This window comes from Streptomyces griseus, from assembly GCF_900460065.1.
GTDB classification, from domain to species: domain Bacteria; phylum Actinomycetota; class Actinomycetes; order Streptomycetales; family Streptomycetaceae; genus Streptomyces; species Streptomyces griseus.
Genome location: NZ_UAVD01000013.1, coordinates 36,568 through 48,866, shown reverse-complemented (window position 1 = coordinate 48,866; position 12,299 = coordinate 36,568). Strand labels below are relative to the sequence as shown.

The 12,299-nt window shown below is 69.0% G+C and carries 11 protein-coding genes and 1 pseudogene; 5 read left to right on the top strand and 7 right to left on the bottom strand.

The window, feature by feature from the left end:
• Window positions 1-204 precede the first annotated feature (204 nt).
• Entirely contained in the window at window positions 205-519 is a 315-nt protein-coding gene (locus DTB53_RS07875) for a helix-turn-helix domain-containing protein (RefSeq protein WP_069456231.1), read from the top strand.
• 200 nt (window positions 520-719) lie between these two features.
• Here DTB53_RS07875 and DTB53_RS07870 read toward each other — a convergent pair whose 3' ends face one another.
• The 5 genes and pseudogenes from DTB53_RS07870 to DTB53_RS07850 form a co-directional block, all read right to left on the bottom strand.
• Window positions 720-1,040 carry an STAS domain-containing protein gene (locus DTB53_RS07870; protein WP_079147528.1) on the bottom strand — a complete coding sequence of 107 codons (321 nt, stop codon included), beginning with the start codon at window positions 1,038-1,040 and terminating at the stop codon, window positions 720-722.
• Window positions 1,041-1,469: 429 nt separating this feature from the next.
• A pseudogene (locus tag DTB53_RS07865) lies at window positions 1,470-1,664 on the bottom strand (IS256 family transposase); the annotation flags it as partial.
• Window positions 1,665-2,243: 579 nt separating this feature from the next.
• A complete protein-coding gene (locus DTB53_RS07860) occupies window positions 2,244-4,544 on the bottom strand; it encodes an ABC transporter permease (protein WP_069455865.1) in 2,301 nt (766 codons plus the stop codon).
• 113 nt (window positions 4,545-4,657) lie between these two features.
• On the bottom strand, window positions 4,658-5,398 hold the full coding sequence (locus DTB53_RS07855; protein WP_069455863.1) for an ABC transporter ATP-binding protein: 741 nt from the start codon (window positions 5,396-5,398) through the stop codon (window positions 4,658-4,660).
• Window positions 5,341-5,865 (bottom strand): PadR family transcriptional regulator, encoded by a 525-nt coding sequence (locus DTB53_RS07850; protein WP_069455862.1) that lies wholly within the window; start codon window positions 5,863-5,865, stop codon window positions 5,341-5,343. The genes DTB53_RS07855 and DTB53_RS07850 overlap by 58 nt, the downstream gene beginning before the upstream one ends.
• A gap of 568 nt (window positions 5,866-6,433) precedes the next feature.
• Between DTB53_RS07850 and DTB53_RS37305 the strand changes: the two genes are divergently transcribed.
• Window positions 6,434-6,739, top strand: a complete 306-nt coding sequence (locus DTB53_RS37305) for an SDR family NAD(P)-dependent oxidoreductase (RefSeq protein ID WP_308017996.1) — start codon at window positions 6,434-6,436, stop codon at window positions 6,737-6,739.
• A gap of 515 nt (window positions 6,740-7,254) precedes the next feature.
• On the opposite strand, the gene DTB53_RS07835 is transcribed toward DTB53_RS37305, so the two are convergent.
• Entirely contained in the window at window positions 7,255-8,385 is a 1,131-nt protein-coding gene (locus DTB53_RS07835; protein WP_069455864.1) for a glutathione-independent formaldehyde dehydrogenase, read from the bottom strand.
• A gap of 275 nt (window positions 8,386-8,660) precedes the next feature.
• Between DTB53_RS07835 and DTB53_RS07830 the strand changes: the two genes are divergently transcribed.
• The 3 genes from DTB53_RS07830 to DTB53_RS07820 all read left to right on the top strand — a co-directional run bounded on the left by DTB53_RS07830 (window position 8,661) and on the right by DTB53_RS07820 (window position 10,364).
• On the top strand, window positions 8,661-8,900 hold the full coding sequence (locus DTB53_RS07830; RefSeq protein WP_069455861.1) for a DUF8825 domain-containing protein: 240 nt from the start codon (window positions 8,661-8,663) through the stop codon (window positions 8,898-8,900).
• Between the two features lie 282 nt (window positions 8,901-9,182).
• The gene (locus tag DTB53_RS37950) at window positions 9,183-9,284 is read left to right on the top strand and encodes a DUF6233 domain-containing protein (protein ID WP_219207110.1); all 102 of its coding nucleotides are present in this window, start codon (window positions 9,183-9,185) and stop codon (window positions 9,282-9,284) included.
• Window positions 9,285-9,512: 228 nt separating this feature from the next.
• The gene (locus tag DTB53_RS07820) at window positions 9,513-10,364 is read left to right on the top strand and encodes an SGNH/GDSL hydrolase family protein (RefSeq protein ID WP_236586273.1); all 852 of its coding nucleotides are present in this window, start codon (window positions 9,513-9,515) and stop codon (window positions 10,362-10,364) included.
• Between the two features lie 820 nt (window positions 10,365-11,184).
• Here the strand turns inward: DTB53_RS07820 and DTB53_RS07815 are convergent.
• A complete protein-coding gene (locus DTB53_RS07815) occupies window positions 11,185-11,967 on the bottom strand; it encodes a sulfite exporter TauE/SafE family protein (protein ID WP_069456211.1) in 783 nt (260 codons plus the stop codon).
• Between the last annotated feature and the right edge of the window lie 332 nt (window positions 11,968-12,299).

Genomic DNA, 12,299 nt, shown 5'->3' with positions numbered 1-12,299 from the left:
GGGTACCGCAGGACATCGATAGTGAGGTGGTCTCCGGTCAAGCAACCGCGATCCCCGCAGCCCTCGGCCTCTCCCGGGGCGGGCATGCGGAAACAGAAGGCCGGCACAGCCGATCATGGCCGGCCGATGGTGTAGCAGTTCCTTCGGGGCCCTGGTGCCATATGGCACCAGGGCCCCTCCAGCGTGTTCTACAGAGAGGTGCCAGTGACAGCAAACGACTCCTTCGGGCGACTCGACGACGACGACTACCCCGCCTACACCGTGGGCCGGGCCGCGGAAATACTCAACACCACACCCGGTTTCCTCCGCGCCCTCGGCGAAGCACGACTCATCACCCCCCTCCGCTCGGAGGGCGGCCACCGCCGCTACTCCCGCTACCAGCTGCGCATTGCCGCCCGCGCCCGCGAACTCGTCGACCAGGGCACCCCCATCGAGGCCGCCTGCCGCATCGTCATCCTCCAAGACCAGCTCGAAGAAGCCCGACGCATCAACGCCCAACACCACCGCAACGCCCGGTGACCCCACCTCGCGCAGCCTGAAGGGGAAGGCGTCCTACGAGCGTTGGCGGCCCCGACTGCTCGCCGGGACCGCCGCGGCTTCAGCGCCGGCGTGGCCCTGCGGCCTATTGCTTCCCCCCGGCGCAGCTGAAGTCGTCTGTCGTCCTTCGGCAGCAGCTGGTCCGGCTTCGTTGTCAAGGGGCCGGGGTCTCTGGCGGGCCTTCAGGCGGCGCGGGCCGCGTGGAGGGTGGGGTAGATGTGGAGGACTTGGTCCACGCCGTAGATGCTGAGGAGACGGGCGAGGCGGGGGGAGGGGTTCACGATGCGCAGAACGCTGCGCTGATGGGTTGCCAGGAGCATCGTGAGGAACATCGAATCGGTGAAGGTGATGTCCGATGCGTCCAGGATCAGGCCCTTGTGGGTCGCCACCGCAGCGTCGATCTGAGTCTGCAGGAGCGGCACTGTCCGGTAGTCGAACTCGCCGCGAGGTGTGATCACCGGCAGGGACCCGGGGCCGCTGTCCTGGAAGGCGGGGGACGTCATCCCCCGATTATGGTCCCTGCGGCCTGCTGGTATGACGGTCGGGCCGCAAGGGAAAACGGCCGGTTTTCGGGGAGGTTCGCGAAAGCCTTGCGACGCCCCGGCCGGGAGGGCAGGGGCCCGGGGTTTGAGCGCTGCGTTCCGAGAGACCTGAAGACCCGTCGGCATGTCCTCCCGCGCCGAAGGAGCCACGGCTTTGCTCGATAGGCTCAGGGGCGGACCGCGCCGTATGGGTGTGCGGGACAGGCCCGTGCCCCCGGAGTACGGCCCGGGCCCCTGGTGCCGGTGGCGGCCCTGCCACCGGCACCAGGCCCCCGGTATCAGTGACGGCACCTCAGGCGCAGCCGCCCGGCGAGCACGACCAGAAGCACGGGCACACCGCGGAGCCGGCCGCCCGGAGCGCGGCGCCTACTCGCCGCAGTGGCACCCCACGCTGACCACGGTCCTTGGCTTGCGGACCACGAGACGTTGGCCGTACTCGTCGGTCTCAGCCGACAACTCGGCTATGTACTGGTTGACTTCCGCTCCCAGCGCGGCGGCCGGCATCCGGCGGGCACCTTCCCGCACGATCTCGTCAGTCAGGGAGCCAGACTGTGTGGAGCCGTCGTCGGTGACTACGCTGAGCATGGGCGTACCTCCTCGGCCCGCGCTGCAACGCGGTCCTACTCGGAGATCTTAAGGATCAGCCGCACGCTTACGAAGCTGCGCACCTGCATGCTCACGCAGAAGTGACCCAACCGGTCTGTCACCCGGCGGCGGCGCGGGTGCTCGCGCCGGGTCCCGGATCATCAGGACGGGCACCCGGTCAGCCGGTCCCGACCTGGGGGCACCGGGCAACAAAGCGACGTCTGCGCGGCATTGTCCAGCCCTCCGCCGGTCAGGTCTATCGCCCTGCGGAGGTGACCGCCCGGAGCGCGTTGACACCCGCTCGGACGTCCGGACGCCCCTCCCGGTCGCCACGACGGCCGGGAGGGGCGTCCGGACGTCCGAGCCCGGCGGCTCTCCAGACGTTCGCTCCGCTTGGGCAGCGACGCGCCCCAGCCGTCGGGGCCGGTCTGCCGGGTGTCCCGGGTGCCGATGTCGACACCCTTCACGGTGACCCCGGAAGGGGGCTCGATCCGGCTTCGTTCCTCACCGCAGGCGTACTCCTCTGTGGCCTCCGCCTGAGCGGAGGTGAGCCGCCGTTCTCCGAGCCCCCGGCTCGGGCTACTCCGTGCGTAGGCCGTCCGGGCGCATCAGGCGGAGCAGCGGAGGGATGCTGAGAGCTGTCACGGCCAGGACTGCTGCTGCGCCGATGGCCGTCATGGCCAGCACGCTCGTCCAGTCCACCCGGATCGCGGTGTCCGTCATCTTCTGAAGGACGCCGCCCAGAGTGAGGCCCACGACCAGGGCCAGGGCCAGGCCCAGGGCGACGGGGATCGCGGTCTGCCAGAGCACCGAGAGGCCTAGTGTGCGGCGCCGGGTGCCGATGGCGACCAGCGCCGACAGCAGTTTCCTCCGTTCGCGCAGTTGCTCCAGTTGGGAGACCAGCAGGCTCGCTCCGATCAGTGCGAGGACGCAGGCCGCGCCGACGAACAGGCCGGTGCGGATGGTGTCGTAGTTTTGCGACCGTTCGTTCGGCGCGTGCATCGTGGGGATCGCGAGGGGGTGGATCTCCGCGACGGTGTTGCGCACCATCTCGAGCGCCTCCGGGACCGATGGGTCGAGTCCGGCGTAGATGATTCCGCTGATGTCGGAGGCGACCGAGGTGGGCAGCGCCTTCGTGGTCATCAGGAAGCCGTTCCGTTCCCAGCCCGTCGGGTCCTTGTACGGGACGGCCTTCTTGATGTCCTGCGGTACCGTCCATGCCGCCTCTGTACCCTTTCCGGAGCCTTCGAAGGTCGGGTTGACGAAGAGTTTCCGGCCGGGTTCGGCGAGCTTCACGGTCTCCCCGTCGGGCCAGGAGCCGTGGAGGGTGAACGCGTCTCCCTCGCGGCATGAGAGCAGTTTCGCGAGCTCGCGCAGGGCGGCGCAGTCGCCGACGGTGAGTCCCACGGACGACTCGGGGTTCTTCCGGCTCATACCGATCACGGTGGTGGACACCGCGACGGCGCGGCGCACTCCAGGGGTGCCGGCGAGCTTGCGCTGTGCGTCCGCGAGGGAGACGGGAGCCGGTAGGGAGACTTCTACCCGGGCGCGCGAGACGTCCTGGGCGGTGGGCTCCGTGAAGTCGTCCTGGACGCCGGAGAACAGCATCTGCAGAGCGATGGCTCCGGCCACCGCCACCGCGATGCCGTTGACCAGGCGGGCCGCGGTGCCGCTGCTCAGCTGGAGCCTGCGCACGGCCAGCTGCCAGGAGACCGGGCCCGAGTTCAGGCGGGCCACGACGTTCTCCACGACCCACGGCAGCAGCGCGGTGACACCGACGAGGAGCAGGGTGACACCGCCGGCGACCATGTACTCGTTGAACGTGCCGTTGCCGTTGCCCTGGCCGATCATCGGGGTGAGCAGGCCGAGACCGCCCAGCGGCAGCAGCAGCCGCCACCACAGTCGGCGTCGTGCCGGCTTGGCCGTGCGCACCACGCCGAGCGGCTCGATGACCACTCCGCGCAGGGCCAGCAGCGTCACCGCGACCGCGGCCGCAGGGACGGCGACGGTGATCAGGAGGGCGAGCACGGGCGCCGGGTCGAGGTAGCTCGGGAAGACGCTGATCCCGAAGAGCTCGACCGAGCCGGCGATCTGGCGGCCGATCAGGAAGAATCCGATGCCGAAGGCCAGCCCGAGGAAGGCGCCGCCGAGTGCCTCGCCCGCGGCGATCCGGCGGGTCATCCGGCTGTCGGCGCCGACGAGTCTGAGCGCGGCGAGCCTGCGGTCGCGTCGTTCGCCGCCGAAGCGCACGCCCGTGGCGATGAAGATGCCGACCGGCATGAGCAGCACCACGAAGACGAGGAGGACGAGCAGGAGAAGGACCGGGTCCGTCTCCTGGGAGGGCCCCTTCGTCGCCTGGAAGGTGTCGATGCGTGAGATGGCGGAATCGTCGACGAACTCGGCCAGGCTCTGGCCGCCCGTGTAGTAGGCGAGTTCGGCCGAGCCGATCAGACCGCTCTCACCGATGCTGCCGGTGATGCGGTAGGGGATCCGTTCGCGCAACAGTCCGGCGTCCTTGGACTCCAGCAGTCTTTTCAGCGCGGGGGACACGAACATCTCGCCGGGCGCGGGGAACTTGTCGATCCCCGGCGGCAGCGGTGCCCGCAGGCCCTCGGGCTCCAGCTGGCGGCCGCGTACTTCCCGGTCGCGAAACTCGGTGTCGACGTGCGCGACGAGCACCGTGTTGCCGGGCTTGGCCGGCTCGGCGTCGCCTATCGCAAAGTCCATGCGCGCGTACTCGCGGTCCTCCCGCGCCTGCATCGCGTTCGGGATGGCGGCGGTGAGCAGCAGCAGCGCCACCCCGAGCCCCACGCCGACACCGGTGAGCAGGACACGTATCCAGCCCTCGCGGCCGCCGCTGAACGCGAACTTGAGGCCCATGGCCAGGTTTTCGGGCCACTGCCGGAGCTTGGACGCCTTGTCACCGGGCCCCTCCCCGGCGCACAGCTCCGGGGGATCCTCGGGCGGGGCGGCCGTGGGCGATGCGGGGATGCTCATATGACGCGCTCCATGGTTTGGGACTTTCCGTCCCGCACGTGGATCTCGCGGTCGGAGTACGCGGCCACCCGGGTTTCATGCGTGACGAGGACGACGGCCGCGTTGGTGGACCGGGCGGCGTCCGTGAGCAGTTCCATCACGCGCTCGCCGTTGAGCGAGTCGAGTGCGCCTGTGGGCTCGTCCGCGAACAGCACCCGCGGGCTTGTGACCAGGGAGCGGGCCACGGCGACGCGCTGGCCCTCCCCGCCGGAGACCTCGCCGGGCCGCTTGCCCGCCAGGAGGTCGACCTCCAGGCGCTCCATCCAGGCCAGGGCGGTGCCCTCTGCCTCCTTGCGCCGGACGCCGTTCAGCCGCAGCGGCAGAGCCACGTTCTCGATACAGGTCAGCTCGGGCACCAACTGGCCGAACTGGAAAACGAACCCGAATTCCGAGCGCCGCAGCGCGCTGCGCTGGGACTCGTTCATGGCCGCCATCTCCCGGCCACCGTAGGTGATCGAGCCCGAGTCGGGCGTCGCGATGCCGGCGAGGCAGTGCAGGAGGGTCGACTTGCCGGAGCCCGAGGGGCCCATCACGGCGACGACCTCGCCCGGGTGGATGGAGAAGCCAGCGCCGTCGAGGGCGTTGGTGGGGCCGTACGCCTTCCGCAGGTCGTGGGCCACGAGCAGGGAGCCTGCGGGGGTCACCGGGTCACCGCCTCGGCGAGCTTGCCGAGGCGCGCGGCGGTGAGCTCGAGCCATCGCAGGTCTGCTTCGAGATGGAAGAGAGCGTGGTCGCAGATCAGCTGGTCTGCGAGATCGCCCTTCAGTTTGCGGTGGGTGAGGGTGCGCATCATGCGCAGGTGCTCGGAGCGCTGGGTGTCGAGGATCTCGGCCGCGTCGCGGTGCGTCAGGAGGGCGAGGACGACCTTTGTGTAGAGCGTCGACTGTAGGTAGAGGTCGGGCTTCTCCGGTGTGGCGAGCCACCGTTCGACGTCGGTGACGCCCTCCTCGGTGATCGCGTAACGCTTGCGCTCGGGGCCTCCGCCCGTCTCTATCCCGTCGACCTCAACGAGGCCGTTCTTCAGCAGCCGGGACATCGTCGAATAGACCTGGCCGTAGTGGAGCGGCCGGTCGTGACCGAACTTCTCGTCGAAGGCCCGCTTCAGGTCATAGCCGTGTCGGGGGCCGGACTCCAGGAGCCCTAGGAGGGTGTAAGCGATAGGCATACTCGAGGACTCTACACCGTGCGTATACACGTCATGTATACGCACGGTGCATACTTCCTTTCTGGGGTGCAGCTCTGACGGGCCGCTCGGTCATGGTCCGAACCAGCCTGGAACGGCTTCATGGTCGCCGTGCACAACCGGACTTCGGGGCGCCGAAGTCCCTGATCAAGGACTTCGGCCGCGATTGCGGTTTGTCCCGGCACACTTGCAGGAGTGCGTGGTCGCGCTGGAATGTCCGCTGTTGATCATGGCTAAGGACGGTGAGGCCACCCCCCCCCGGAGCCATCGAGAAGTCCGCCCCGCCGCTGGAGGCAGGCGGACAGGATGATCGACGGTGACAACGCCAACTTCACTGACACTCAGCGCCGCGAGAGCGTGGCCTGCATTTCGTCATCCTCCAGGACGACGCGAAGCAGAAGGGCATCACACACTGGACCGTGCAGACCGCCCTCGATCTCGCTTCCCCCGTCGCCGCCATCGTCATCACCGAGGCCGCCTTCACCCCCGTCACCTCTTCAGGACCGGGCTGCGCACGGCCAACTGGCTGCTGCCCGGCGGCCGTGCCTGAATTAGGTGCGGCGGAGCTGTTCATGAAGGATGCCAGGCAGGCCCCGCACGCCTCCGAGGTGATCGAGGCATCCCCGACGAGGGCTGGCTGCGGATCTTCGAGGTCAACGTGCTCTCTGACGTGCGCCTGGCCCGTCACTACGCGCCGCGGGTGATAGGGCGCGGGTGGGGCCGCGTGATCTTCGTCAGCAGTGGAGCCGGCGTTCAGGCGCCGTCTGACTGGATCCATTACGGGATGTCCAAGACGGCGCAGCTGGCTGGGTCGCGCGGCATGGCGCAGGAGGTCGCCGGCGCCGGGTCACGGTGACCTGCGTGTTGCCCGGACCGACCATGAGTGACGCCTTACTGGCCGTGCTCGACGAGCTGCCCCGGTCTCGGTCCCGTCGAGCAGGAGCGGCGCTACCCAGCCGCGAACTTCCGACCGACCGCCGCGGCGTCTACACCGACGTCACTGAAGCCGGCCTGAAGCTCGTTGGGGAGGCCGGCCGGCGAGCGACGCCGCCCTCCGGGGGAGCGTTCGACCAGGCCGCCGCGAACCCGGAGCTGGCATCGTGGTCGAGGCGGTGAAAGCGGTGAAGCCCCTGGCGCTCAGTTACTGACGACCCACTCTTCTCCCCCCACCCCCCTCCTGCGGTCACTCAGTCCCCGGCCCGCGACACCAACCAGGGCTGAGGCGGTTCTGAAGCGTCCTGCCGCGCCGAAATCCGAGCGTGCTTCTGAACCTCGGTGATCGGCAGGTTCGCCTTTCGAATTGAGGGTCGATCGTCAACAGGCGGGGTGCGGGAACGCCTGGTGGGGGCCGTGGCGCGGGTCTGGGGGAGTTCAGGGCTTGAGGACCACCTTGGTCCAGCCGGGGTCGCGGTTGTCAAAGTGGCGGTAGGCGTCGGCTGCCTCGGACAGCGGCAGTTCGTGCGACACGATGAAGGACGGTTCCGCCTTGCCGCGGTGGATGAGGTCACCGAGACGGCGGTTGTACGCTTTCACGTTGGCCTGCCCGGTTCCGATGCGTTGTCCCTTGAACCAGAACTGGCCGAAGTCGAAGGGGAGTTTGCCCTGCCGGGTCAGTTCGGTCGGGGCTCCATCGTCCTGCGGAAGGAAGACGCCGACGACGCCGATTGCGCCGGTCGCCTTCACGGAGGCGACGAGGTCGTTCATGGTCGCTTCCGGGCGCTCTTGGCCCTGCGGGTCGTGAGCCTGGTAGCCGACGCATTCACAGCCCTTGTCGGCCCCGCCGCCGGTGAGTTCAAGTATCTGCTCGACGTGGTCTCCCTGGGAGTCGTCGACCGCGGTGGCGCCGGCTTCCTCGGCCAGCCGCAGGCGGTCGCTCTGGCGGTCCACGACCAGGACCTGGCTCGCCCCGCGCAGGTTCGCCGAGTACGCGGCCATCAGCCCCACTGGACCGCCTCCGTAGACGACGACGGATTCGCCGGGTGATACGGCCGCCAGTTCGGTGGCGTGATAGCCGGTGGGGAAGATGTCCGCCAGCATCACGTAGTCGTTCTCCTTCTCCACTGCGTCCTCGGGCAGGACCAGGCAGTTGAAGTCGGCCCACGGCACCCGCAGATACTCCGCCTGACCGCCGGCGTACGTGCCCATTTCCGCGAAGCCGTAGGCCCCGCCAGGGGTATCGGAGTCGACCGAGAGGCAGAAGCCGGTGAACCCCCGCTCGCAGTTGGCACAAAATCCGCAGCCGACGTTGAACGGAAGGCAGACCCGGTCGCCGGCCTTCACCCGGTCCACCCCGTCACCGACCTCAACAACCTCACCGAGGTTCTCGTGACCGAGCGTCCGCCCGGTCTCCATCGTCGTGCGCCCTTCGAACATGTGCAGGTCGGACCCGCAGATGTTGGTCGACGTGACCTTAACGATCACGTCCGTGGGACGTTCGATCCTCGCGTCGGGCACGTCGAGGACTGCGACATCGTGCGGACCCTGGTAGACGAGCGCCTTCACGCAGCTCACAGCCTTCCGGTAGAGCGCCCCCGGCTAGGTGCAGCCAGAGGGCGAGGGAATCGAGCTCCTCTTCCACCATGCACGCCAGTCGTGGCACGCGCAGAACCACTGCTCGTGAGCCCTACCGTTGTCTACGCGGTCGCGGCAGCACAGCCACCCAGCCAATCAAACTCTCGTGAGACCGATCAACCTTCCGTACGACAGCAGACCGACAGCTGGGGCCCGGTGAACGCTCGGGCTGGCATCAAAATTCGAACAGAAGTTCTAATAGGGGGATGGAGTCCTTCCCCTTCCCCGACGACCTTGTCCGAGCCCAGCGGGACTGGCACGCCGCCTATCGTGCGCTCGCCGTGCCGCGACCGCGCGGTGTCACCGAGCTGCGCCGCCGCCTGCTGGCCCTGTCGGTCCGGATCGAGTGGCATCCGTTCTGGTCGACCCCGGACGGGTGGAGCCCTGCGGCCCGGGTGGAGCTGCGGCGGCTGGCCGGCGGGCAGCGGCGGTCGGACGCGGCGTGAGCCGGCTGACGGGAAGGGGCTGATCGGCATGGGCGATCTGCCGCCCGACGTGGACCGTCTCCGGACCCTGGAGACCTGGCTGGCCCTCTCATTGAAGCGGGTCCGGGAGGAGATCGCGGCGACCGAGCGCCCAGCACAGCCCTGGCGGGCACTGCGGCCTCCGGTCACCGCGCGGGCCGCTGCGCCGCGCCGTGAGCGGACGCCCGACTGGGGTATCTCCTCCGCCGGTATCGGGGCGCCCGTTGCTGAGGTCCACCGGGGCGACTGCTTCGCAGGGGGGCGATGCAGTCGCTCAGTGCTGAGCGGGCGCGTGCGGAGCTGGCCGACGGGGTTCAGGCGTGCGGCGTGTGCCGCCCGGACCGGGTGCTCAACCGGTTTCTGTGATCTTCACCCTCCTCGAAAGGCTACTTTAAGTAATCCATCCCGCGCATTCAGTTACTCTGTGTATATGGTCGATGTGGCTTTGTTCCACCTGACTCTGGAGTTGCTGTGGCTCGCTTCTGTACCCGTTTCGCTTTGCTCGGCTCTGCTGTTGCTCTGACCGCTGGGGTTGCCGTTCCCGTCCAGCTCGCCGGTGCCTCGTCCGCTTCCGCCGCTGCGGAGTACCAGTGGGTGGCTCTGGGGGATTCGTACACGGCCGGGGTGATCCAGGCTGCGGGTGACGTCTTCGAGGTACCGCGTGACGGCTGCGAGCGTACCGACCGGTCCTACCCCCAGGTCATCGACCGTGATCTGGGCGGCCTGTTCGACCTGACCAACATCAGTTGCGGTGCCGCCACCATCGCGAACGTCACCGACGCTGCCCAGGAGCCGATCGGCCGCAACCTGCCACCGATTTCGCAGGACCCGGACTACCCCTTCCCCGCCGTTCCCCCGCAGTCGCAGGCCGTGGACGCCGACACAGATGTGATCACGGTCGGCGTCGGCGGGAACACCTTCGGCTTCGCGGAGATCCTCACCCGGTGCCAGGAACTCGGCGGTGGGAGCGACGGCGAGGGCACCCCCTGCAAGGATGCCCTGGGCTCCGGTGTTCGGGCCCGGCTGAACAAGGTGAGCACCGAGTACGACCGGATGCTCGCCGTGCTCCACGAGCGTGCCCCGAAGGCCAAGATCCGGGCCGTCGGCTACCCCACGATCGTCCCCAACGACACCACGAAGTGCACCTACGGCGACGTGACGCAGTTCGGCAACATCACTCGGGGCGACCTGGCGTGGCTGCGGACCAGCGTCCTGGAGCCCCTGAACAAGACCATCGAGAGGTCGACCACCACGCAGGAGACGGCCGGCTTCGTCGACCTCTACACCTCGTCCCGGGCGCACAGCGTCTGCGATGAGAACAAGTGGGTCGAAGGCTTCATCACCCTTCCCGACCAGCTGTCCTTCGTCCACCCCAACGCGGCCGGGCACCGCAACGCCGCCGACCACGTCGAAGAGGCCCTGCTGAACGCCATCAGCGGAAGCTAGCCACCCGAACCCAGGTCGGCCGTACTGGCTGGCAGCGCACTCTCACGGGAGTTCCAGCGGACACTCCAAGGGGCCCCGGACCGATACGCGGTCCGGGGCCCCTTGGAGTGTCCATACGTGTGGATAGGGTCGGGGGCGGACCGCGCCGTATGGGTGTGCGGGACAGGCCCGTGCCCCCGGAGTACGGCTCGGGCCCCTGGTGCCGGTGGCGGCCCTGTCACCGGCACCAGGCCCCCGGTATCAGTGACGGCACCTCAGGCGCAGCCGCCCGGCGAGCACGACCAAGAGCACGGGCACGCCGCGGAGCCGGCCGCCCGGGGCGCGGCGCCTACTCGCCGCAGTGGCACTTTACGCACACCGTGCAGCACCGGCACGCAAAGCACTGCTCCCGCCTCGCATCCCCGCACGGCTGGTAGGCGTCGTCGGCGGGCGCATGGCAGTAGCCCTCACAAGACGAGCCGCACATGGTCGACGCGGCGGTCCTCCAGGACGAGACTGCCCCGGCCCCTGCAGTCCGGCAGCGGCGCGGCACCACCGGAGCAGGCTCCGGCAGCCTGGCTCTGTCCGCGAGAACGGGCTCTGGCTCAACTTCTGTGACCTGGCGTGGTCGCCTGGAACGGCCAACCTGAAGCGAGGGGAATCGGCAGCTCAGTGCGTCACGCGCACCCGAGCGGGCAAGCACCTGACCCGACAACCACAGAAGCTGGGCCAGAACTCGAGAACGGACAGCACTTCGACGCGCCAAGGGCTGACGTCGGGACCGGAATGTTCACGAGTCTCGACAGCGCGCGGTCCTTCGGCACGGCTGGACACCGCACGGTCAGTGAAGGATCTGGACTGCATAGAGGGCGCCGATGCCAGCGGCGAGGGTTCCGAGCAGGAGCCGGAGGGCTGTCTCGGGCAGGTGCGGCTGGAGGTGCGCGCCCAGGTATCCACCGAGGAGGCCGCCGGCACCGCAGGACAGGCCCAGCAGCCAGTCGGGGGCGACCTCGCCAGAAGCCGCCAGGGAAAGCAGCGCGTACGTGGCGGCGCCGACGACGGAAGTAACGAAGGTGGACGCCAGGGCGGCGGGCGCGACGGTGGCGACCGGTGCTCCCCTGCCGACGAGTATCGGGCCGAGAAGCGAGCCACCCCCGATTCCGTAGATGCCTCCGGCCACGCCGACGGCCAGGGCCAGCGCCGTCGTCGCGCGGGCCGACGGCAGGTCCCTGGCCCGGGGCGGGGTCGGGCGTACGGTCCGCAGCCACAGCCACACCCCGAGCGGCAGCAGCAGCACCGCGATGAGGAGGCGGAAGACCTGCGGGCCGGGAACGGCGAAGACGCGGATCACGGCGCCGACGATGACGCCAGGCACAGTGCCCGCGATCAGCAGCCGGGTCAGCGGCCCGGCCAGCCGTCCGGCCCTCCAGTAGCGCAGGAGGGCGCCGGGGCCGGCCACGACGTTGTAAAGCAGGTTCGTGGGTGTCACGGCCGGGCTCGGCACACCCAGCACACTGACCTGGACGGGCAGCAGGAAGACCGCTCCGGAGACGCCCACGGGCGCCGTGACGACGGATATCAGGAGCCCGGCGGTGAGCCCGAGCAATCCCATCGACCACTCCACGACGTCCCCCTCGGCACTCTCTATCCGGCACCCGGAACAGGCTCCGGATCAGGTGCCTCCCGTTCTCGTGAACATCGACCCCGCCCGATCCAACCGCCTCCCGAGACGATGAACAACTGCCGTCCATACTCGTGAACACAGCCACTGAGCCCCCACGAACTTGAAGCCGCAGGTCAAGGGGCTGGTGTGACTGGTTCTCGGAACACTCACGCTTGTCGTGGGCGGAGGTCTGGCGGGGGATTGCTTGACGGGACCCGGTCTCGGTCAGCGATCTGACACGGGAGCAGGGGGAGGACTGAGAGGCCGTGTCGATCAACGGCCCCTCGCGTCCT